Raw genomic sequence first — 25768 nt, 5'->3', positions numbered from 1 at the left:
TGCGCAGCCGGCGTTGTTCGCGGTGGAGGTGGCGCTGCACGCCCTGGTGGCGTCGTGGGGTGTGGCGGCGGATGTGCTGGTGGGGCATTCGGTCGGGGAGATCGCCGCAGCACACGTTGCAGGAGTGTTGTCGCTGTCCGACGCGGCGACGCTGGTGACCGCGCGGGGCCGGTTGATGCAGGCGCTGCCTGCGGGTGGGGCGATGCTCGCGGTCGGGGCGTCCGAAGCAGACGTGATGGGGGCGTTCCCGGATGTCGATGTCGCGGCGGTGAACGGCCCGGACGCGGTGGTGGTGTCCGGGGCGGCGGCCGATATCGACCGGGTCGCCGGCCTCGCGGCTGAACGCGGGTGGAAGACAAACAAGCTTCGGACGAGTCATGCGTTCCATTCGCGGTTGATGGAGCCGATGCTGGCGGAGTTCGCCCATGTCGTGGGTGGGTTGAGTTTCGGGGAGCCGTCGGTTGCGGTGATCTCGACGGTGACCGGTCGGCCGGTGGAGCCGGGGCAGTGGTCGGACCCCCAGTACTGGGTGGAGCAGGTTCGCAAGCCGGTCCGGTTCGCTGAGGCGATTGGCGCCTTGGATGGGGTGGGCAGGTTGGTGGAGTTGGGCCCGGACGGGGTGCTGACCGCGTTGGCCCAGCGGGTGGCTTCGCAGCCGGAGACCGTGGCGGTGCCGATGTTGCGCCGGGACCGTGACGAGGTCACCACCGCGCTCACCGCCCTGGCGACGCTGCACGTCAACGGCGTCCCGGTCGACTGGAGCGCACTGCACGAGGGCGTCCGGCCGGCGGCCCTGCCCACCTACGCCTTCCAGCGGGAACGGTACTGGCTGCGCAGCCGCGCCGAGGCGCCGATCGTGGCGGCGGACGCCGGTTTCTGGGACCCGATCGACCGTGGCGACGTCGTCGAACTGGCCACCCGGCTGGACGTTCCGGTCACGACACTCGAACCGCTCCTTCCCGCGCTGACCTCCTGGCGTGCCCGGGGCCGGGAACGGTCGCTGATCGACGGCTGGCGCTACCGCGTCACCTGGAAGCCCGTCACCGACCTGACCGAGGCGGTGCCCAATGGGACCTGGGCACTCGTCGGCGAGGACTCGCCCGGGCTCGCGGACGCGCTGACCCGGATGGGCGTAGAGACCGTGCCGGTCCAGCTCGGCGACCGTGCCGACCTCGCCGGACGGCTGCGCGACTTGGCGCCCGCCGGGGTCCTCGTGCTCCCGACGGTCGCCCTCGCCGGCGTGCTGACCGTCGTCCAGGCCCTGGCGGACGTCGAGAGCGGTGCGCGGCTGTGGTTGGTGACCGGAGGTGCGGTCGCCACGGGACGGGCGGACGGCGCGCCGGATGTCGCGGAGGCGGCGAAGTGGGGCATGGGCCGTGTTGCCGGCCTCGAACAGCCGGAGCGCTGGGGTGGCCTGATCGATCTGCCGGAGCGCCTCGACAACCGGGCGGTCGCGCGGCTCGGTGCGGTGCTGTCCGGGGTGCTCGGCGCCGAAGATCAGGTGGCGATTCGCAGCGGCGGCGTTCTGGTCCGGCGGCTGACGGCGGCGCCTGCGCCGGGCGGTGACACGTGGCGCCCGCGTGGCACCGTGCTGATCGCCGGCGGCACCGGGGGGCTGGGCGCCCAGGTCGCGCGATGGGCGGCCGCCAATGGCGCGGAACGGCTCGTGCTGGTCAGCCGGCGTGGCCCCGCCGCGCCCGGCGCGGACGCGTTGCTCGCCGAACTTCCCGGCGCCGAGGCACACGCGTGCGATCTGGCCGATCGGGCCGCCGTAGAGGCGTTGCTCGCGCGGATCGGTACGGTCGACGCGGTCGTGCACGCCGCAGGCGTGGCCGAGGACGCCGAACTCGCCGCCGCCGACGCCGCGCACCTGAACCGGGTGCTGGCCGGCAAGGCCGACGGAGCCATGCATCTGGACGCGCTGGTCGGTGACGTCGACGCGTTCGTGGTGTTCTCCTCGATCGCCGGGGTCTGGGGCAGCGCAGAGCAGGCCGCCTACGCGGCGGCGAACGCGGCGTTGGACGCCGTGGTCGCCGGTCGCCGTGCCCGCGGCCTGTCCGGCACCGCGGTCGCATGGGGCCCCTGGGCCGAGGTCGGCATGGCCGCCGAGGCGGAGGTGGCCGAGCGGCTGAGGCGCCGGGGCGTCATCCCGCTCGACCCGGCGCACGCGCTGACGGCGCTGGCCACCGCGGTCGGTGCGGGTGAGGAGGCGCTCACCGTCGCCGACGTACGCTGGACGGACTTCCTGCCCGCCTTCACCGCCACGCGCGCCCGGCCGTTCTTCGCGGACCTCCCGGCCGCCCAGGCTCTGGCCGCCGAGGCAGCGCAGGGCGGTCCCGCGGTGTCCGCGTTCGCGCAGCGGCTGGCCGGGCTGGCCGCCGCCGACCGGCACCGGCTTGTTGCCGAGGTGGTGCGAACGCACGTGGCCGCGGTGCTGGGGCACTCCTCCACGGCGGCGATCGAGCCGGATCGGGCGTTCAAGGAACTGGGGTTCGATTCGCTGACGGCGGTGGAGCTGCGGAACCGGTTGCAGGCCGCGACCGGGCTCGCTCTTCCGGCGACGCTCGCTTTCGATCACCCGAGTGCCGCGCGGTTGGCGGTATTTCTGCTGAGCCGCGTTACCGGTACGGATGCGGCTTCGGCGACTGTGCGCACCCCCGTCGTATCGATGGATGACGATCCGATCGTGATCGTGGGTATGGGTCTGCGGTTGCCCGGTGGTGTGGAGACGCCGGAGCAGTTCTGGGATCTGGTGGCTGCGGGGGCTGAGGGGATCGGGGCGTTCCCGGCGGATCGTGGCTGGGATCTTGAGGGGCTTTATCACCCGGATCCGGATCATGTGGGGACGTTTTATGCCCGTGAGGGTGGGTTCCTGTATGGGGCGGGTGATTTCGACGCGGGCCTGTTCGGGATCAGTCCGCGTGAGGCGTTGGCGATGGATCCGCAGCAGCGGTTGCTGCTGGAGACGTCGTGGGAGGCGTTCGAGCGGGCGGGGGTGGACCCGCGTGGTCTGGTCGGTCAGCCGGTCGGCGTGTTCGTGGGCGCGACGGCGATGGGGTATGGCACAGGCCCGGTCGAGTCCGCCGACGGCATCGACGGCATCGAGGGTCATCTGCTGACGGGGACGGCGTCGTCGGTGATGTCGGGTCGCCTGTCGTACACGTTCGGGCTGGAGGGTCCGGCGGTGACGGTGGATACGGCGTGTTCGTCGTCGTTGGTGGCGTTGCATTTGGCGGTGCAGGCGCTGCGGTCGGGTGAGTGCTCGATGGCGCTGGTCGGTGGTGTGACGGTGATGCCGACTCCCGACATCTTCGTGGAGTTTTCCCGGCAGCGGGGTCTTGCCGTTGATGGGCGGTGTAAGTCGTTTGGTGCGGGTGCGGATGGTACGGGGTGGTCTGAGGGCGCGGGGATGCTGCTGGTGGAGCGGCTGTCGGACGCGCGACGTGCGGGGCATGAGGTGTTGGCGGTGGTGCGGGGGACGGCGGTCAATCAGGACGGCGCGTCGAATGGGTTGACGGCGCCGAATGGTCCGTCGCAGCAGCGGGTGATCCGGGCGGCGCTGGCGTCGGCGGGGTTGTCGGCCTCGGATGTGGATGCGGTGGAGGCGCACGGTACGGGTACGACGTTGGGTGATCCGATCGAGGCGCAGGCTCTGCTGGCGACGTATGGTCAGGGTCGGGAGCGGCCGTTGTGGCTGGGGTCGGTGAAGTCGAATATCGGTCATACGCAGGCGGCGGCTGGTGTGGCGGGTATCGCGAAGATGGTGCTGGCGATGCGGCACGAGACGTTGCCTGCGACGTTGCATGCGGGTGAGCCGTCGCCGCATGTGGACTGGTCGGCTGGGAGTGTCGAGTTGCTGACGGAGGCCCGGCCGTGGCTGGTGGGGGATCGGCCGCGCCGGGCGGGTGTGTCGGCGTTCGGCGTGAGCGGCACGAACGCCCACGTCATTCTCGAAGAGGCCCCCGTCGAAGCGCCGGTGAGCCCGCCGGTGCCGGTCGCGGACCTGCCGGTGGTGCCGGTGCTGGTGTCGGGGCACACCGAGGCGGCGTTGCGGGCGCAGGCGGAGCGGCTGCGCGGGGTCGCGGCGGACGACTTGCGGGCGCTGGGCGGTGCATCAGCGCGGCGGGCCGCTCTGGCGCATCGGGCGGTGGTGCTCGCGGGTGACGCCGAGGGGTTGGCCTCTGGTCTGGATGCGATTGTGTCCGGTACGGGTGGTCTGGCCGGGGTGGTTCGGGCTGGCCGGGTTGGGTTCTTGTTCACGGGTCAGGGTGCGCAGCGGGTTGGGATGGGCCGGGGGTTGTATGGGGCGTTCCCGGTGTTCGCGGATGCGTTTGATCAGGTGGCGTTGCATGTGGACGCGTATCTGGATCGGCCGTTGGTGGAGGTGCTGGCCGATGAGGGGTTGATTGATCAGACGGGGTATGCGCAGCCGGCGTTGTTCGCGGTGGAGGTGGCGCTGCACGCCCTGGTGGCGTCGTGGGGTGTGGCGGCGGATGTTCTGGTGGGGCATTCGGTCGGGGAGATCGCCGCAGCACACGTTGCAGGAGTGTTGTCGCTGTCCGACGCGGCGACGCTGGTGACCGCGCGGGGCCGGTTGATGCAGGCGCTGCCTGCGGGTGGGGCGATGCTCGCGGTCGGGGCGTCCGAAGCAGACGTGATGGGGGCGTTCCCGGATGTCGATGTCGCGGCGGTGAACGGCCCGGACGCCGTGGTGGTGTCGGGGTCGGTGGCGGATGTGGAGCGGGCCGCGGAGTTGGCCGCCGTGCGGGGGTGGAAGTCGTCGCGGTTGCGGACGAGTCATGCGTTCCATTCGCGGTTGATGGAGCCGATGCTGGCGGAGTTCGCCCATGTCGTGGATGGGTTGAACTTCTCCGAGCCGTCGGTTGCGGTGATCTCGACGGTGACGGGCCGGCCGGTGGAGCCGGGGCAGTGGTCGGACCCTCAGTACTGGGTGGAGCAGGTTCGCAAGCCGGTCCGGTTCGCTGAGGCGATGGCTGCCTTGGATGGTGTGGGCAGGTTGGTGGAGCTGGGCCCGGACGGGGTGCTGACGGCGTTGGCCCAGCGGGTGGCTCCGCAGCCGGACGCCGTGGCGGTGCCGATGTTGCGCCGGGACAGGGACGAGGTCACCACCGCACTCACCGCCCTGGCGACGCTGCACGTCAACGGTGTTCCGGTCGACTGGAGCGCACTGCACGAGGGCGTCCGGCCGGCGGCCCTGCCCACCTACGCCTTCCAGCGGGAGCGATACTGGCTGCGAGCAGCGGAGTACACCCGTACACCGGAACCGGTGGAGGCGGGCTTCTGGAACGCCGTCGAGCAGGGCGACCTTCCCGCACTCGAGGCCGAGCTCGGCATCGACGCGGAGACCGTGGCGGGGGTGGTGCCCGCGCTGGCGTCCTGGCGGGCGCGCGGCCGCGAACGGTCCCAGATCGACGGCTGGCGCTACCGGGTGACCTGGAAGCCGGTTGCCGATCCCGGCCCGGCTCGGCTGGAAGGCATCTGGGCACTGATCGGCGAGGACACCGCCGGGCTGGCCGAGGAGCTGACCGGCTACGGCGCGACCGTGCTGCGGCTGGAGACGGAGGCGCGGACCGAGCTGGCCGCCCGGCTGCGGGAGGTCGACTCCCCGATCAGCGGCGTGCTCGTACCCGCCGGACCACTCATCGGAACGCTCGCGGCCGTTCAGGCGCTAGGCGACGCCGGTGTCGCGGCACCGCTCTGGTTGCTCACCCGGGGTGCGGTCGCGACCGGCGTCGCCGACCCGGCGGTCCGTCCGCGGCACGCGGAGGCATGGGGCTTCGGCCGGGTGGCCGGGCTGGAGCACCCCGACCGCTGGGGCGGCCTCATCGACCTTCCCGAGCAGCTCGACCCTCGCGCGGTCGGCCGTCTTGTCGCCGTCCTCGCGGGCAAGCTCGGAGACGAGACCGAAGTCGCCGTCCGCGCCACCGGACTGCTCGTACGCCGCCTCGCCCCGGCGCGGCAGCGCCCGGGAACCGGTTGGGAACCGCGCGGCACGGTCCTGGTCACCGGTGGCACTGGTGGTCTCGGCCGGCAGGTTGCCCGCTGGGCCGCGGAACAGGGTGCCCGCCGGGTCGTGCTGGCCGGTCGGCGAGGCGCGTCGGCGGATGGCGTGGCCGAGCTGACCGCGGAGTTCGACAACGTCGAGGCCCGCACCTGTGACGTAACCGACCAGGACGCCCTCGCGGCCCTGGTGCGGGAGTTCGACGATGAGGCCGACCTGGCGATCGTGCACGCCGCCGGGGTGCTGGACGACGGGCTGATCGCCGGGCTTGACCCGGCCAGGTTCGACGCGGTGATGGAGAGCAAGGCCGACGCGGCCTGGCAGCTGCATGAGCTCACGGCACATCGACCGCTCTCGGCGTTCGTGCTGTTCTCCTCGACCGCCGGTGTCTTCGGCAACCCGGGCCAGGCCAACTACGCCGCCGCCAACGCGTCGCTCGACGCGCTGGCCGAGCACCGCGCGGTGCTGGGACTGCCCGCGACCTCGATCGCCTGGGGACCCTGGGCGGAGGCCGGCATGATGGCCGGGCACGCCGGGTCGGCGCAGTTCCGTCGTAGCGGTCTGTCGCTGCTGCCTCCGGCGTCCGCGCTGGCCGCGCTGGCCGCCGCGGTGGGCGGCGGCGAGGCGGCGGTGGTGGTCGCCGACGTGCGCTGGGAGCGGTTCGCCGCCGAGCTGGGCGCGGTCCGCCCCGCGCCGGTCCTGTCCGACCTGCCCGGACTGCGTTCGCAGGCTCGTGAGGTGACGGTGATCGGTCGCCTCCCGCTGGCTCTCCGGCTGGCGGACCTGCCGGCCGCGGAGGCACGCCGGACGCTGCTGGGCGAGGTCCGCGACCAGGCGGCGGCGGTGCTGGGACACGGGTCGGCCGATGCGATAGCGCCCGAGCGTTCGTTCCAGGAGCTGGGATTCGACTCGCTGACGGCGATGGAGCTGCGGAACCGGCTGGCCGCCGCGACCGGGCTCACGCTGCCGGCGGCCCTGATCTTCGACTACCCGGACGTCGAACGGCTGACCGGGTTCCTGCTCGGTCAGCTCGTCGGCACGCTCCCCACGACGTCACGGGTTGCCCCGGTCGCGACGGTCACCGACGATCCGATCGTCATCGTCGGAATGGCCTGCCGATTCCCCGGCGGCGTGGACACCCCCGAAGCGTTCTGGGACCTCCTCGCCTCCGGCACGGACGCGGTCGGCGCGTTCCCCACCGACCGCGGTTGGGACCTGGATCACCTCTATCACCCGGATCCGGACCATCCCGGTACGACGTACACGCGTGAGGGTGGCTTCGTATCCGGCGCGTCCGAGTTCGACGCGGGGTTGTTCGGGATCAGCCCGCGTGAGGCGCTGGCGATGGATCCGCAGCAGCGGTTGCTGCTGGAGACGTCGTGGGAGGCGTTCGAGCGGGCGGGGGTCGACCCGCTGTCGCTACGCGGCGAGCAGGTCGGCGTGTTCGCCGGCACGAACGGTCAGGACTACGTCGCGCTGCTCGACGACGGTCTCGACGACGTCGCCGGATCCGCGGGTCACATCGGCACGGGCAACGCGGCCAGTGTGCTGTCCGGCCGTATCTCCTACACGTTCGGTCTGGAGGGGCCGGCGGTGACGGTGGACACCGCGTGTTCGTCGTCGCTGGTCGCGCTGCACCTGGCCGCGCAGGCGCTGCGATCGGGTGAGTGCTCGATGGCTCTCGTCGGCGGCGTCACGGTGATGGCCACCCCGACCGCCTTCGTCGACTTCAGCCGCCAGCGCGGCCTCGCCGCCGACGGGCGGTGCAAGTCGTTCGCCGCCGACGCGGACGGCACCGGCTGGTCGGAGGGCGCCGGAGTGTTCGTCGTCGAGCGGCTCTCGTCGGCGCGTGCGGCAGGACGGCACGTGCTGGCCGTGGTGCGGGGCACCGCGGTGAACCAGGACGGCGCGTCGAACGGGCTGACCGCGCCGAACGGGCCGTCGCAGCAGCGGGTCATCCGCGCGGCGTTGGCCTCGGCCGACCTGGCCCCGGCCGAGGTGGACGCGGTGGAGGCGCACGGCACCGGGACGAGGCTCGGGGATCCCATCGAGGCGGAAGCGCTGCTGGCGACGTATGGCCAGGATCGGGAGCGGCCGTTGTGGCTGGGGTCGGTGAAGTCGAACATCGGTCACACCCAGGCGGCGGCCGGTGCGGCCGGCATCGCCAAGATGGTGCTGGCCATGCGGCATGAACTGCTGCCGCCCACGCTGCACGCCGAGGAGGCGTCGCCGCACGTGAACTGGGCGTCCGGCGCGGTGTCGCTGCTGACCGAGGCGCGTCCGTGGCCGGCTGGTGAACGGCCGCGCCGCGCGGCGGTGTCCGCCTTCGGGATCAGCGGCACGAACGCGCACGTGATCCTGGAGGAGCCTCCGGCCGCGGAGCCTGTCGCCGCCCCGGCGTCGGTCGCACATCTGCCGGTGGTGCCGGTGCTTGTGTCGGGGCACACCGAGGCGGCGTTGCGGGCGCAGGCGGAGCGGCTGCGCGGGGTCGCGGCGGACGACTTGCGGGCACTGGGCGGTGCATCAGCGCGGCGGGCCGCTCTGGCGCATCGGGCGGTGGTGCTCGCGGGCGACGCCGACGGGTTGGCCTCTGGTCTGGATGCGATTGTGTCCGGTACGGGTGGTCTGGCCGGGGTGGCTCGGGCTGGCCGGGTTGGGTTCTTGTTCACGGGTCAGGGTGCGCAGCGGGTTGGGATGGGCCGGGGGTTGTATGGGGCGTTCCCGGTGTTCGCGGACGCGTTCGACGCGGTCTGTGCGCATCTCGATCCGCATCTGGAGCGGCCGTTGGCGGAGGTGCTGGCCGATGAGGGGTTGATTGATCAGACGGGGTATGCGCAGCCGGCGTTGTTCGCGGTGGAGGTGGCGCTGCACGCCCTGGTGCGGTCGTGGGGTGTGGTGGCGGATGTTCTGGTGGGGCATTCGGTCGGGGAGATCGCGGCGGCGCATGTGGCGGGGGTGTTGTCGCTGGCCGATGCGGCGATGCTGGTGACCGCGCGGGGCCGGTTGATGCAGGCGCTGCCTGCGGGTGGGGCGATGCTCGCGGTCGGGGCGTCGGAGGCGGTGGTGTTGGGGGCGTTCCCGGATGTCGATGTCGCGGCGGTGAACGGCCTGGACGCGGTGGTGGTGTCGGGGTCGGTGGCGGATGTGGAGCGGGTCGCCGGCCTCGCGGCTGAACGCGGGTGGAAGACAAACAAGCTTCGGACGAGTCATGCGTTCCATTCGCGGTTGATGGAGCCGATGCTGGCGGAGTTCGGGCGGGTGGTTCACGGGTTGGCGTTCGGGGAGCCGTCGGTTGCGGTGATCTCGACGGTGACGGGTCGGCCGGTGGAGCCGGGGCAGTGGTCGGACCCTCAGTACTGGGTGGAGCAGGTTCGCAAGCCGGTCCGGTTCGCTGAGGCGATTGGCGCCTTGGATGGGGTGGGCAGGTTGGTGGAGCTGGGCCCGGACGGGGTGTTGACCGCGTTGGCCCAGCGGGTGGCTCCGCAGCCGGACGCCGTGGCGGTGCCGATGTTGCGCCGGGACAGGGACGAGGTCACCACCGCGCTCACCGCGCTTGCGACGCTGCACGTCAACGGCGTCCCGGTCGACTGGAGCGCACTGCATGAGGGCGTCCGGCCGGCGGCCCTGCCCACCTACGCCTTCCAGCGGGAGCGGTACTGGCCTGCGAAGGGGACCGGGGTCCGTGCGGACCGAGACGACGACGGATTCTGGACGGCGGTCGAGGAAGGCGACGCCGAGATCCTCGCCGAGCGTCTCGGCGTGGAGACGGCCGCGCTCGACGGTCTGCTTCCGGCGCTGGCGTCCTGGCGCGCCCGGGGTCGGGAGCGTTCGCTGCTGGACGGGTGGCGCTACCGCGTCACCTGGAAGCCCGCCGCCGTCGCGGGTCAGGGACGGTTGAGCGGGACCTGGGTGCTGGTGGGCGAGGACCGTTTCGGCCTCACCGAGGTGCTCGCCGAGCTCGGCGCGGACGTCACGGCGGTGCCGGCGGGCTCGCGCACCGAGCTGGCGGCACATCTGGCCGGGCTGCACGCGGCCGGCGTGGTCTCGGTGCTCGGCACGGTCGCTGAGACGCTGCCGCTTGTCCAAGCAGTGGCCGGCGTCGCCGGTGATACGAGGCTGTGGCTGGTGACCCAGGGTGCGGCGGCCACGGGTCGCGCGGACGGCAACGTGGACGTCGATCAGGCGGCGCTGTGGGGCATGGGCCGCGCGGTGGCGCTGGAACACCCCGAGTTGTGGGGTGGTCTGCTGGATCTCCAGACCGTGATCGACGCTCGGGCCGCGAGCCGCCTCGGCGCGATCCTGGGTGGTGCCCTGGGTGCCGAGGACCAGATCGCGCTCCGGGGCGGCGGGGTGCTCGTGCGACGCCTGACGCACGCGCCTGCCGGTGCCGTAAGGACCTGGCGGCCGACCGGCACGGTGCTGATCACCGGCGGTACGGGTGGTCTGGGCGCTCAGGTGGCGCGGTGGGCGGCGGCGAATGGCGCCGAGCGGTTGGTGCTGGTGTCGCGGCGTGGCGCTGACGCGCCGGGGGCGGCGGGGTTGCTGGCCGGGCTGCCGAACGCGCAGGCGTATGCGTGTGATCTTGCGGATCGGTCGGCGGTGGAGGAGTTGCTGGCCGTGGTCGGCCGGGTCGACGCGGTGGTGCACGCGGCCGGTGTCGGTGAGGATGTCGCTCTGGTCGACGCGGATGAGGCGCATCTGGATCGGGTGATCAGGGGCAAGGTCGACGGGGCGTTGCATCTGGACGCGCTGGTCGGTGACGTCGACGCGTTCGTGGTCTTCTCCTCGATCTCGGCGACCTGGGGCAGCGGCCGGCAGGGGGCGTACGGGGCGGCGAACGCCGCGCTGGACGCCCTGATCCTGCGCCGTCGAGCGACCGGACGTGCGGGCACCTCAATCGCCTGGGGCCCCTGGGCCGAGGTCGGCATGGCGGCCGATGCCCAGGCCGCGAGCGCGCTGCGCAGGCAGGGCCTGCCTGGGCTGGATCCGCAGCGCGCCCTGGCCGCGATGGCCCAGGCCGTAGGCGCCGGTGACGACCTGGTCACGGTCGCCGACGTGCGCTGGGCGGAATTCCTGCCGATCTTCACTTCCGCTCGGCCACGTCCGCTCCTGGCCGACCTGCCGGAGGCGGCCACATCGACCGCCACACCCGAATCCGCCTCGGGGATGGCCGGACGGCTGGCGCAATTGGCTCCGGCCGAGCGGCACCGCACGGTCTTGGACCTGGTACGGGCCCAGGTCGCGGGGGCATTGGGACACGCCTCGGCCGGGGCGGTGGAGCCGGATCGGGCGTTCAAGGAGCTGGGCTTCGATTCGCTGACGGCGGTGGAGCTGCGGAACCGGTTGCAGGCCGCGACCGGGCTCGCTCTTCCGGCGACGCTCGCTTTCGATCACCCGAGTGCCGCGCGGTTGGCGGTATTTCTGCTGAGCCGCGTTACCGGTACGGATGCGGCTTCGGTGGTTGTGCGGGCTCCGGTCGTATCGATGGATGACGATCCGATCGTGATCGTGGGTATGGGTCTGCGGTTGCCCGGTGGTGTGGAGACGCCGGAGCAGTTCTGGGATCTGGTGGCTGCGGGGGGTGAAGGGATCGGGGCGTTCCCGGCGGATCGTGGCTGGGATCTTGAGGGGCTGTATCACCCGGATCCGGATCATGTGGGGACGTTTTATGCCCGTGAGGGTGGGTTCCTGTATGGGGCGGGTGATTTCGATGCGGGGTTGTTTGGGATCAGTCCGCGTGAGGCGTTGGCGATGGATCCGCAGCAGCGGTTGTTGCTGGAGACGTCGTGGGAGGCGTTCGAGCGGGCCGGGGTGGACCCGCGTGGTCTGGTCGGTCAGCCGGTCGGCGTGTTCGTGGGCGCCGCCTTCATGGGATACGGCACCGGGCCGGTCGAGACCGGACAGGGGCTCGAAGGACACCTCCTGACGGGTACGGCGTCGTCGGTGATCTCGGGGCGGATCTCCTACACCTTCGGGCTGGAGGGTCCGGCGGTGACGGTGGATACGGCGTGTTCGTCGTCGTTGGTGGCGTTGCATTTGGCGGTGCAGGCGCTGCGGTCGGGTGAGTGCTCGATGGCGCTGGTCGGTGGTGTGACCGTCATGCCGACTCCCGACATCTTCGTGGAGTTCTCCCGGCAGCGGGGTCTTGCCGCTGATGGGCGGTGTAAGTCGTTTGGTGCGGGTGCGGATGGTACGGGGTGGTCTGAGGGCGCGGGGATGCTGCTGGTGGAGCGCCTGTCGGAGGCCAGGCGCCTAGGCCATGAGGTGTTGGCGGTGGTGCGGGGGACGGCGGTCAATCAGGACGGTGCGTCGAATGGGTTGACGGCGCCGAATGGTCCGTCGCAGCAGCGGGTGATCCGGGCGGCGCTGGCGTCGGCGGGCCTGTCTTCGCAGGATGTGGATGCGGTGGAGGCGCACGGTACGGGTACGACGTTGGGTGATCCGATCGAGGCGCAGGCTCTGCTGGCGACGTATGGTCAGGGCCGGGAGCGGCCGTTGTGGCTGGGGTCGGTGAAGTCGAACATCGGTCATACGCAGGCGGCGGCTGGTGTGGCGGGTATCGCGAAGATGGTGCTGGCGATGCGGCACGAGACGTTGCCCGCGACGTTGCATGCGGGTGAGCCGTCGCCGCATGTCGACTGGGCCTCCGGCGCGGTGTCGCTGCTGACGGACGCCCGGCCCTGGGAGGCCGAGGGCCGTCCGCGCCGGGCGGGTGTGTCGGCGTTCGGCGTGAGCGGCACGAACGCCCACGTCATTCTCGAAGAGGCCCCCGTCGAAGCGCCGGTGAGCCCGCCGGTGCCGGTCGCGGACCTGCCGGTGGTGCCGGTGCTGGTGTCGGGGCACACCGAGGCGGCGTTGCGGGCGCAGGCGGAGCGGTTGCGCGGGGTCGCGGGCGGGGATCTGCGGGCGCTGGCTGTGGCCTCCGCCCGGCGGGCCGCTCTGGCGCATCGGGCGGCGGTGCTCGCGGGTGATGCCGAGGAGTTGGCGTCCGGTCTTGGTGCGGTCGCGGCGGGTGCCGGTGCCGTGCGGGGGACGGCCGGTCCGGGGCGGGTTGGTTTCCTGTTCACGGGTCAGGGTGCGCAGCGGGTTGGGATGGGCCGGGGGTTGTATGGGGCGTTCCCGGTGTTCGCGGATGCCTTTGATCAGGTGGCGTTGCATGTGGACGCGTATCTGGATCGGCCGTTGGTGGAGGTGCTGGCCGATGAGGGGTTGATCGATCAGACGGGGTATGCGCAGCCGGCGTTGTTCGCGGTGGAGGTGGCCCTGCACGCCCTGGTGGCGTCGTGGGGTGTGGCGGCGGATGTGCTGGTGGGGCATTCGGTCGGGGAGATCGCCGCAGCACACGTTGCAGGAGTGCTGTCGCTGGCGGACGCTGCGACGCTGGTCACGGCGCGGGGCCGGTTGATGCAGGCGCTGCCTGCGGGTGGGGCGATGCTCGCCGTGGGCGCGTCGGAGGCGGAGGTGTTGGGGGCGTTCCCGGATGTCGATGTCGCGGCGGTGAACGGCCTGGACGCGGTGGTGGTGTCGGGGACCGCGGCCGATATCGACCGGGTCGCCGGCCTCGCGGCTGAACGCGGGTGGAAGACAAACAAGCTTCGGACGAGTCATGCGTTCCATTCGCGGTTGATGGAGCCGATGCTGGCGGAGTTCGCCCATGTCGTTGGTGGGTTGAGTTTCGGGGAGCCGTCGGTTGCGGTGATCTCGACGGTGACGGGCCGGCCGGTGGAGCCGGGGCAGTGGTCGGACCCTCAGTACTGGGTGGGGCAGGTTCGCAAGCCGGTCCGGTTCGCTGAGGCGATGGCGGCCTTGGATGGTGTGGGCAGGTTGGTGGAGCTGGGCCCGGACGGGGTGTTGACCGCGTTGGCCCAGCGGGTGGCTTCGCAGCCGGAGACCGTGGCGGTGCCGATGTTGCGCCGGGACCGTGACGAGGTCACCACCGCGCTCACCGCGCTTGCGACGCTGCATGTCAACGGTGTTCCGGTCGACTGGAGCGCACTGCACGAGGGCGTCCGGCCGGCGGCCCTGCCCACCTACGCCTTCCAGCGCGAGCGATACTGGCTGGAGAGCCGGCCGGAGAAGGCCGGTGCCGCTGATCCCGTCGAGGCGGGGTTCTGGGACACGATCGACCGTGGCGACCTCACCACCCTCGCCGAGGAGCTCGGTGTCGATCCCGCTGCTTCACTGGAGAGTGTCCTGCCGGCGTTGACGTCCTGGCGGGCGCGGGGCCGTGAACGTTCCCGGCTGGACGGCTGGCGCTACCGCATCGACTGGCAGCCCGTGCCCGATCCCGGCCCGGCTCGGCTGGAGGGCACCTGGGCACTGATCGGCGAGGACACCGCCGGGCTGGGCGAGGCCCTGACCAGACACGGCGCCACGGTCGTCACAATCGCGACAGACGAGCGGGCCGCACTGGCGCGGCGGCTGCGGGCGCTGGACAGCCCGGTCGCCGGCGTGGTGAGCCTGGCCGCGCTCCAGGACGCGCCGCTGCTGGACTCACTGGCCGTCCTCCAGGCACACATGGACGCCGGGCTGACCGCACCCGTGTGGCTGGTCACCCGGGGCGCGGTGTCGGTCGGCCGGGCCGATGCGCCCGCCAGCCCGATCCAAGCCCAGAGCTGGGGGCTTGGCCGTGCGGCGGCGCTGGAACACCCCGATCGGTGGGGTGGTCTGCTGGATGTGCCTGCGGTCATGGATGCTCGGGCGGCGGGCCGCGTTGCCGCGGTGCTGGCTGGGGTGCTCGGTGCGGAGGATCAGGTCGCGGTCCGGGCCAGTGGGGTGTCGGTGCGGCGGCTGGTGCATGCGCCGGTTTCGCGGGGTGCGTCGTGGCGGCCGTCGGGCACGGTGCTGATCGCGGGTGGTACGGGTGGTCTGGGCGCTCAGGTGGCGCGGTGGGCGGCGGCCAATGGTGCCGAGCGGTTGGTGCTGGTGTCGCGGCGTGGCGCTGACGCGCCGGGTGCGGCGGGGTTGCTGGCCGGGCTGCCGAACGCGGAGGCGTATGCGTGTGATCTTGCCGATCGGTCGGCGGTGGAGGAACTGTTGGCCACGGTCGGCCGGGTCGACGCCGTGGTGCACGCCGCAGGTGTCAGCGAGCACGTGGCGTTGGTGGACGCCGATGAGGAACATGTCCGCCGGGTGGTCGATGGCAAGGTCGACGGGGCGTCGCATCTGGACGCGCTGGTCGGTGACGTGGAGGCGTTCGTGGTGTTCTCCTCGATCTCGGGGATCTGGGGCAGTGCGGAGCAGGCGGCGTACGGGGCGGCCAACGCCGCGTTGGACGCGCTGGTCGCGCGGCGGCGGGCCGGCGGTCTGCCGGGCACCGCGATCGCGTGGGGACCGTGGGCCCAGGTCGGTATGGCCGCCGACGAGCAGAGCGCCGGCCAGTTGCGGCGGCGCGGTTTGACCCCGATCGATCCCGGGCCCGCACTGACCGCGCTGGCCGGCGCGGTCGGCGCCGGCGAGGAGTCGGTTACGGTCGCCGATGTGCGGTGGGCGGAGTTCTTGCCGCTGTTCACCGCGAGCCGGGCTCGGCCGTTGTTCGATCGGTTGCCGGAGGCGGCCGAGGTGGCCGTCGCGCCGGAGCCCGACTCCGGCCTGGCCGCGCGGCTGGCCGGTCTGTCTTCGGCCGAGCGGCACCGCCTGGTGCTGGAACTGGTACGGGCGGAGGTGGCCGCCGTTCTGGGACATGCTTCGACGTCGGCGATCGAGCCGGATCGGGCGTTCAAGGAGCTGGGGTTCGATTCGCTGACGGCGGTGGAGCTGCGGAACCGCTTGCGGGCGGCGACCGGGCTCGCTCTTCCCGCGACCCTTGTGTTCGATTATCCGAGCGCGGCCAGGCTGGCTGACTTCCTGGTGAGCCGCGTTGGCGGTACGGACGAGGCTCCGGTGGCTGTCCGCACCCCTGTCGTCTCGATGGATGACGACCCCATCGTGATCGTCGGTATGGGCCTCCGCCTCCCCGGGGGCGTCGACACTCCCCAGGCGCTCTGGGATCTGGTGGCTGCGGGGGGTGAAGGGATCGGGGCGTTCCCGGCGGATCGTGGCTGGGATCTTGAGGGGCTTTATCACCCGGATCCGGATCATGTGGGGACGTTTTATGCCCGTGAGGGTGGGTTCCTGTATGGGGCGGGTGATTTCGACGCGGGGTTGTTTGGGATCAGTCCGCGTGAGGCGTTGGCGATGGATCCGCAGCAGCGGTTGCTGCTGGAGACGTCGTGGGAGGCGTTCGAGCGGGCGGGGGTCAACCCGCTGGGGTTGCGGGGTGAGCCGGTCGGCGTGTTCGTGGGCGCCGCCTTCATGGGATACGGCACCGGGCCGGTCGAGACCGGACAAGGGCTCGAAGGACACCTCCTGACGGGGACGGCGTCGTCGGTGATGTCGGGGCGGATCTCCTACACGTTCGGGCTGGAGGGTCCGGCGGTGACGGTGGATACGGCGTGTTCGTCGTCGTTGGTGGCGTTGCATTTGGCGGTGCAGGCGCTGCGGTCGGGTGAGTGCTCGATGGCGCTGGTCGGTGGTGTGACCGTCATGCCGACTCCCGACATCTTCGTGGAGTTTTCCCGGCAGCGGGGTCTTGCCGTTGATGGGCGGTGTAAGTCGTTTGGTGCGGGTGCGGATGGGACGGGGTGGTCTGAGGGCGCGGGGATGCTGCTGGTGGAGCGCCTGTCGGAGGCCAGGCGCCTAGGCCATGAGGTGTTGGCGGTGGTGCGGGGGACGGCGGTCAATCAGGACGGTGCGTCGAATGGGTTGACGGCGCCGAATGGTCCGTCGCAGCAGCGGGTGATCCGGGCGGCGCTGGCGTCGGCGGGCCTGTCTTCGCAGGATGTGGATGCGGTGGAGGCGCACGGTACGGGTACGACGTTGGGTGATCCGATCGAGGCGCAGGCTCTGCTGGCGACGTATGGTCAGGGCCGGGAGCGGCCGTTGTGGCTGGGGTCGGTGAAGTCGAACATCGGTCATACGCAGGCGGCGGCTGGTGTGGCGGGTATCGCGAAGATGGTGCTGGCCATGCGGCACCAGACGTTGCCCGCGACGCTGCACGCGGATGAGCCGTCGCCGCATGTGGACTGGTCGGCCGGGAGTGTCGAGTTGCTGACGGAGGCCCGGCCCTGGCTCGTGGGGGATCGGCCGCGCCGGGCGGGTGTGTCGGCGTTCGGCGTCAGCGGCACCAACGCCCACGTGATCCTGGAGGAGGCACCCACCACCGCAGCGTCGGTTGCCGGGCAGGCGCCGACACCGGCCGAAGAGCCGGTGAGCCCGCCGGTGCCGATCGCGGACCTGCCGCTGGTGCCGGTGCTCGTGTCCGGGCACACCGAGGCGGCGTTGCGGGCCCAGGCCGAGCGGCTGCGAAGCGCGGTCACGGCGATGTCCACCGACGCCTCAACACAGCCAGGGTCCGGCACGGCGGCGCAGTTGCCCGCTCTGGCGGTGGCTTCGGCTCGGCGCTCGATGCTGACCTATCGGTCGGTCATCCTGGCGGGCGACGCCGACGAACTGGTCACCGGCCTGGATGCGATTGTGTCCGGTACGGGTGGTCTGGCCGGGGTGGCTCGGGCTGGCAGGGTTGGGTTCTTGTTCACCGGTCAGGGTGCGCAGCGGGTTGGCATGGGCCGAGGGCTGTATAGGGCGTTCCCGGTGTTCGCGGACGCGTTCGACGCGGTCTGTGCGCATCTCGATCCGCATCTGGAGCGGCCGTTGGCGGAGGTGCTGGCCGATGAGGGGTTGATTGATCAGACGGGGTATGCGCAGCCGGCGTTGTTCGCGGTGGAGGTGGCCCTGCACGCCCTGGTGCGGTCGTGGGGTGTGGCGGCGGATGTGCTGGTGGGGCACTCGGTCGGGGAGATCGCGGCGGCGCATGTGGCGGGGGTGTTGTCGCTGTCCGACGCGGCGATGCTGGTGACCGCGCGGGGCCGGTTGATGCAGGCGCTGCCTGCGGGTGGGGCGATGCTCGCCGTGGGCGCGTCGGAGGCGGAGGTGTTGGGGGCGTTCCCGGATGTCGATGTCGCGGCGGTGAACGGCCCGGACGCGGTGGTGGTGTCGGGGACCGCGGCCGATATCGACCGGGTCGCCGGCCTCGCGGCCGAACGCGGGTGGAAGACAAACAAGCTTCGGACGAGTCATGCGTTCCATTCCCGGTTGATGGAGCCGATGCTGGCCGACTTCGCCCATGTCGTGGGTGGGTTGAGCTTCTCCGAGCCGTCGGTTGCGGTGATCTCGACGGTGACGGGCCGGCCGGTGGAGCCGGGACAGTGGTCGGACCCTCAGTACTGGGTGGAGCAGGTTCGCAAGCCGGTCCGGTTCGCTGAGGCGCTCACTGCCTTGGATGGGGTGGGCAGGTTGGTGGAGTTGGGCCCGGACGGGGTGTTGACGGCGTTGGCCCAGCGGGTGGCTTCGCAGCCGGACGCCGTGGCGGTGCCGCTGCTGCGTCGGGACCGCGACGAGGTCACCACCGCGCTCACCGCGCTTGCGACCCTGCATGTCAACGGCGTCCCGGTCGACTGGACGACGCTGCTCGCAGGAACCGGTGCCCAGCCGGTCGACCTGCCGACGTACGCATTCCAGCGCGAGCGTTACTGGCTGGAATCGCGGCCTGCGGTGGCCGACCCGGTCGAGGCGGGCTTCTGGGATCGGATCGAGCAGGGTGACCTGCCTGGTCTGGCCTCGCAACTCGGCCTCGCCGAGACCACCCTTCAAGACGTCCTTCCGGCGCTGGCCGGCTGGCGGGCGCAGGGCCGGGAGCGCTCGGCGCTGGACGGCTGGCGTTATCAGGTCAGCTGGGAGCCCGTCCCGGAAATCGCGGCCGGGCGGCTGTCGGGCACGTGGGTGCTGGTGGGAGATGTCTCGCTGGCCGCGGTGCTGGAGCAGTACGGCGCCACGGTCGTCCGCACAGCGGCGGGGTCGCGGGCCGAGCTGGCCACTGCTCTGCGTGGGCTGGACGCTGCCGGGGTCGTCGCGGCTCCCGACTCTCTGGAACAGGCGCTGGCGTTGGTCCAGGCGATGAGCGACGCCGCGATCGACGCCCGGCTGTGGTTGGTGACCCGGGGCGCGGTGGCCACCGGCCGGGCTGATGGCGCGGTGGAGGTGGACCAGGCACAGCTCTGGGGCCTGGGACGGGTCATCGGGCTGGAACACCCGGACATCTGGGGTGGTCTGCTGGATGTGCCTGCGGTCATGGATGCTCGGGCGGCGGGCCGCGTTGCCGCGGTGCTGGCTGGGGTGCTCGGTGCGGAGGATCAGGTCGCGGTCCGGGCCAGTGGGGTGTCGGTGCGGCGGCTGGTGCATGCGCCGGTTTCGCGGGGTGCGTCGTGGCGGCCGTCGGGCACGGTGCTGATCGCGGGTGGTACGGGTGGTCTGGGCGCTCAGGTGGCGCGGTGGGCGGCGGCCAATGGTGCCGAGCGGTTGGTGCTGGTGTCGCGGCGCGGCTTGGAGGCTCCTGGTGCGGCGGAGTTGCTGGCCGGGCTGCCGAACGCGGAGGCGTATGCGTGTGATCTTGCCGATCGGTCGGCGGTGGAGGAACTGTTGGCCACGGTCGGCCGGGTCGACGCCGTGGTGCACGCGGCGGGCGTCAGCGAGGACGTTCCGCTCGGCGAGGCGGACCAGGCCCATCTGGATCGCGTGATTCGCGGCAAGGTCGACGGGGCGTCGCATCTGGACGCGCTGGTCGGCGACGTCGAGGCGTTCGTGGTGTTCTCCTCGATCTCGGGGATCTGGGGCAGTGCGGAGCAGGCGGCGTACGGGGCGGCCAACGCCGCGTTGGACGCGCTGGTCGCGCGGCGGCGGGCCGGCGGTCTGCCGGGCACCGCGATCGCGTGGGGACCGTGGGCCCAGGTCGGTATGGCCGCCGACGACCAGGTCGCGGGGCAACTGCGTCGCCGTGGCCTGAACCCGATGACACCGGCCCGGGCGCTGACCGCGCTCGCGTTGGCCGTCGGCTCCGGGGATGACCTGGTCACGGTCGCCGATGTGCGGTGGGCGGAGTTCTTGCCGCTGTTCACCGCGAGCCGGGCTCGGCCGTTGTTCGATCGGTTGCCCGAGGCGGCCGAGGTGGCCGTCGCGCCGGAGCCTGACTCCGGCCTGGCCGCGCGGCTGGCCGGTCTGTCTTCGGCCGAGCGGCACCGTCTGGCGCTTGAGTTGGTACGGGCCGAGGTGGCCGCCGTTCTGGGACACGCGTCCACGGCGGCGATCGAGCCGGACCGGGCGTTCAAGGAACTGGGCTTCGATTCGCTGACGGCGGTGGAGCTGCGGAACCGCTTGCGGGTAGCGACCGGCTTGGCGTTGCCGGCCACGCTGGTGTTCGACTATCCCAGCGCCGAGCGACTTGCCGTATTCGTCCTTGAGCAGGTGATCGGCGTGGCCACCCCAGTGGTGGGAGCGGAGGTCACGGCATCGGCCACCGACGATCCGATCGTGATCGTCGGGATGAGCGTGCGGCTGCCCGGCGGCGTCCAGACGCCGGAGGAGTACTGGGATCTGGTCGCCTCCGGCAGAGACGGAATCGGGGCATTTCCGACCGACCGTGGCTGGGACATCGAGGCCCTCTATCACCCGGATCCCGACCACACGGGTACGTCGTACACCCGCCATGGCGGGTTCCTGTACGGCGCCGCCGAGTTCGACGCGGGGTTGTTCGGGATCAGTCCGCGTGAGGCGTTGGCGATGGATCCGCAGCAGCGGTTGTTGCTGGAGACGTCGTGGGAGGCGTTCGAGCGGGCGGGGGTCAACCCGCTGGGGTTGCGGGGTGAGCCGGTCGGCGTGTTCGTGGGCGCCTCGTACATGGGCTACGGGAACGGCCCGGGAGAGTCGGTCGACGGTCTTGAGGGTCATCTGCTGACCGGGACGGCGTCGTCGGTGATGTCGGGGCGGATCTCCTACAGCTTCGGGCTGGAGGGTCCGGCGGTGACGGTGGATACGGCGTGTTCGTCGTCGTTGGTGGCGTTGCATCTGGCGGTGCAGGCGCTGCGGTCGGGTGAGTGCTCGATGGCGCTGGTCGGTGGTGTGACGGTGATGCCGACTCCCGACATCTTCGTGGAGTTTTCCCGGCAGCGGGGTCTTGCCGTTGATGGGCGGTGTAAGTCGTTTGGTGCGGGTGCGGATGGGACGGGGTGGTCTGAGGGCGCGGGGATGCTGCTGGTGGAGCGCCTGTCGGAGGCCAGGCGCCTGGGGCATGAGGTGTTGGCGGTGGTGCGGGGGACGGCGGTCAATCAGGACGGTGCGTCGAATGGGTTGACGGCGCCGAATGGTCCGTCGCAGCAGCGGGTGATCCGGGCGGCGCTGGCGTCGGCGGGCCTGTCTTCGCAGGATGTGGATGCGGTGGAGGCGCACGGTACGGGTACGACGTTGGGTGATCCGATCGAGGCGCAGGCTCTGCTGGCGACGTATGGTCAGGGCCGGGAGCGGCCGTTGTGGCTGGGGTCGGTGAAGTCGAACATCGGTCATACGCAGGCGGCGGCTGGTGTGGCGGGTATCGCGAAGATGGTGCTGGCGATGCGGCACGAGACGTTGCCCGCGACGTTGCATGCGGGTGAGCCGTCGCCGCATGTGGACTGGTCGGCTGGGAGTGTCGAGTTGCTGACGGAGGCCCGGCCGTGGCTGGTGGGGGATCGGCCGCGCCGGGCGGGTGTGTCGGCGTTCGGTGTGAGCGGCACGAACGCCCACGTGATCCTGGAGGAGGCACCGGCACCGGAGGACTCGGAGCCCGCCTTCAGGCTGCCGGTCGTGCCGGTGCTGGTGTCGGGGCACACCGAGACGGCGTTGCGGGCGCAGGCGGAACGACTGCGGGCCTCCGCCCATGAGGACCTGCGTGCGCTCGCCGCCGCGGCGGGCCGGCGCCCGGCACTGGCCCACCGGGCCGTGGTGCTGGCCGCCGACCGCGACGCGCTGGTCACCGGCCTGGACGCGATTGTGTCCGGTACGGGTGGTCTGGCCGGGGTGGCTCGGGCTGGCCGGGTCGGGTTCCTGTTCACCGGTCAGGGTGCGCAGCGGGTTGGCATGGGCCAAGAGCTGTATAGGGCGTTCCCGGCGTTCGCGGACGCGTTCGACGCGGTCTGCGCGCATCTCGATCCGCATCTGGACCGGCCGCTGGCGGAGGTGCTGGCCGACGAGGCGTTGATCGATCAGACGGGGTATGCGCAGCCGGCGTTGTTCGCGGTGGAGGTGGCCCTGCACGCCCTGGTGGCGTCGTGGGGCGTGACCGCGGATGTGCTGGTGGGGCACTCGGTCGGGGAGATCGCCGCAGCACACGTTGCAGGAGTGCTGTCGCTGTCCGACGCGGCGACGCTGGTGACCGCGCGGGGCCGGTTGATGCAGGCGCTGCCTGCGGGCGGCGCGATGCTCGCGGTCGGCGCGTCCGAAGCAGACGTGCTGGAGGCGTTCCCCGACGTCGATGTCGCGGCGGTGAACGGCCCGGACGCCGTCGTGGTGTCCGGGACCGCGGCCGATATCGACCGGGTCGCCGGCCTCGCGGCCGAACGCGGGTGGAAGTCGTCGCGGTTGCGGACGAGTCATGCGTTCCATTCGCGGTTGATGGAGCCGATGCTGGCGGAGTTCGGGCGGGTGGTTCACGGGTTGGCGTTCGGGGAGCCGTCGGTTGCGGTGGTCTCGACGGTGACGGGCCGGCCGGTGGAGCCGGGGCAGTGGTCGGACCCTCAGTACTGGGTGGGGCAGGTTCGCAAGCCGGTCCGGTTCGCTGAGGCGATGGCTGCCTTGGATGGGGTGGGCAGGTTGGTGGAGTTGGGCCCGGACGGGGTGCTGACCGCGTTGGCCCAGCGGGTGGCTTCGCAGCCGGAGACCGTGGCGGTGCCGTTGCTGCGTCGGGACAGGGACGAGGTCACCACCGCGCTCACCGCCCTGGCGACGCTGCACGTCAACGGCGTTCCGGTCGACTGGAGCGCACTGCATGAGGGCGTCCGGCCGGCGGTCCTGCCCACCTACGCCTTCCAGCGGGAGCGGTACTGGATCACCGCGACTCGCGGCGCCGGGGACCTCAGCGCGGCCGGGCTCGGCGCCGCCGATCACCCCATGCTCGGTGCCGTCGTGCCGCTGGTCGACGGAGACGGCGCGATCCTCACCGGCCGTCTCTCGCTGCGTACCCATCCCTGGCTCGCCGACCACGTGGTGACGGGTGCGGTGCTGTTGCCCGGAACCGCGCTGCTGGAGGTGGCGGTCCAGGCTGCCCAGCAGGTGGGCTGCGACACCGTCGAGGAGTTGACTCTGCACGCGCCGCTCGTCATCCCGGACAGCGCCGCCATCCAGATCCAGGTGACGGTGGACGGCCCGGACGAGCACGGCCGGCGGGCGCTGCGCGTCCACTCCCGCGACGAGCACGACGAGCGCGGCGACGGCTGGCGGCACCACGCCAGCGGCAGCCTCACCGTGACCGGAGCCGTGGTCGGAGCCGTGGCTGGAGCCGTGACCGGCGCACTGACCGGCACGGTGGCCGACACAGTGACCGAGCAGGTCACGGATGCCTGGCCGCCCGCCGACGCCGTACCGGTGCCGCTCGACGACCTCTACCCTGGACTCCGGGACATCGGCCTGGACTACGGGCCGGTGTTCCAGGCCCTGCGGGCGGTCTGGCGGCGCGGCGACGACCTGTTCGCCGAGGTGGTCCTCGCCGAGGAACAGCGGCGTGACGCGTCCCGGTTCGGCGCGCATCCCGCTCTGGTCGACGCGGCGTTGCACGCGCTGAGCCTGAACGGCGAGGGTGAGGCGGCAGCGGCCCGGCTGCCGTTCAGCTGGTCGGACGTGACCGTCTACGCCACCGGCGCGGACCGGCTGCGGGTCCGGCTCAGCCCGGCGGGGGCCGACGCGGTCCGGCTTGAGGCGTTCACCGAGGCCGGGCAGGCCGTCCTCACGGTGGGGTCGCTGGTTCTGCGGCCGGCGCCGTCCGCCCGTCCGGGCGCGCGCGACCTGTTCGCGATCGAGTGGGACCGGGTGCCGGCCGGACCGGAGAGCTCCCCGGGAACGGCCGGCTGGGCGGTGTTCGGCGAGCCGCTGCCGGAGCTGCCGGACGTGCCCGCGCGGGCCACGCTCGACGCCCCGGTGATGCTCCTGACCGTTCGCGGCGCCGCGGCGGAGGGCGGTGCCACGGCGGAGAACGGCGACCGGGTCGTCGAGGCGACGCACGGCGAGACCCGCCGGGTGCTGGACGTTCTGCGGCGCTCGCTGGCCGGTGACTCCCGGCTGGTGGTGCTGACCAGAAACGCCGTACTGGCGGAGAGCGGCGGCGCCGACCTGGCCGGGGCCGCGGTCTGGGGGCTGCTCCGCTCGGCCCAGCAGGAGAATCCCGACCGGTTCCTGGTGGTCGACCTCGACGACGACGCCGCGTCCTGGCGGATGTTGCCGGCGGCGCTGGCGTCCGGGGAGCCGCAGCTGGCGATCCGCGGCGGCGCGCTGTTCGCCCCGAGGCTCACGCGCGCCGCGGGGGCCGACCCTGGTGCCGCCCAGGCGGCCGGGCCGTTCGGCGCCGGCACCGTGCTGATCACCGGTGGGTCCGGCGCGCTCGCCGGCCAGGTGGCGCGGCATCTGGTCGTCTCCCATGGGGTCGAGCGGCTGGTCCTGGTCAGCCGCACCGGGGGAGGCGCGACGGTCGCCGAGGCGCTCCGCGCGGAGGGCGCGCAGGTCACGCTCGCGGCCGCGGACGTGGCCGACCGGTCCGCCCTGGCCGCCGTGCTCGCGGAGATCCCGGCGGCGCATCCGCTGACCGCGGTGGTGCACACCGCCGGCGTCCTGGCCGACGGGATCGTCGAGCAGATGACGCCCGACCGGCTCGATCGGGTGCTGCGTCCCAAGGTGGACGGCGCGACGCATCTCCACGAGCTCACCCGCGATCTGGATCTGTCGGCCTTCGTCCTGTTCTCGTCCGCGTCGGCGATCTTCGGTACGCCGGGCCAGGCCAACTACGCCGCGGCCAACGCGTTCCTCGACGCGCTCGCGCTGCACCGCCGGGCGCTCGGCCTGCCCGGACAGGCGCTGGCCTGGGGACCGTGGGCCGACGGCGGCATGGCGGGTGGCCTGGACGAGACCGACCGGCAGCGGATGGCCCGGGCCGGTGTGCTGCCGTTCGACGTCGAGCCGGGCCTCGCGGCGTTCGACGCCGCGGTGGCCGCGCCGGCGACGCCGATCGTGCCGATCCGGCTCGACCTGGCGGCCGTACGCGAGACCGGGGACGTGCCGCCGCTGCTGCGCGGCCTGGTCAGGCGGCCCACGGTCAGGGCCGCGGCGCCTGCGGCGGTGCCGGTCGTGCAACGGCTGACGGGGCTGTCGGCCGACGACCAGCGCGGGCTGCTGCTCGACCTGGTGCTCGGCCACGTCGCGACCGTGCTCGGCTACTCGGGCGGCCAGGCGATCGAGCCCACCCGGGGCTTCCTCGACCTGGGCTTCGACTCGCTCACGGCGGTCGAGCTGCGCAACGGCCTGACGGCGGCGACCGGCCTGCGGCTGCCCGCGACGGTCATCTTCGACTACCCCACCCCCGGGGACCTGGCCGGACACCTCCACGACCAGCTCGCTCCCGCGGTGGCTCCGCCGTCCGCACTGCCCGTGCTGCCCGCGCTGGCCGAGCTCGACCGGTTCGAGGCCACACTGGCCGGCGACGGGCTCGACCCGGCGGTCCGCGACGAGATCGCCGGCCGCCTCCGGAAGCTGCTCGCCGCCTGGCAGCCGGCCGAGGACGACGAGGTCGCCGACCGGCTGGGGGAGGCCAGCGACGAGGAGATGTTCGCCTTCATCGACAACGAGCTGGGTCTCTAG

Annotated in this window: 1 protein-coding gene; it reads left to right on the top strand. The window is 72.2% G+C overall.

What is annotated here, in order from left to right; all coding sequences use genetic code 11:
• The first annotated feature begins 13 nt into the window (after positions 1-13).
• On the top strand, positions 14-25768 hold the full coding sequence (locus tag JOL79_RS34400; protein ID WP_230985370.1) for a type I polyketide synthase: 25755 nt from the start codon (positions 14-16) through the stop codon (positions 25766-25768).

The organism is Microbispora oryzae (genome assembly GCF_017896165.1).
In the GTDB taxonomy this organism is placed as follows: Bacteria; Actinomycetota; Actinomycetes; order Streptosporangiales; family Streptosporangiaceae; genus Microbispora; species Microbispora oryzae.
This window is presented reverse-complemented; position numbering and strand designations above follow the sequence as displayed.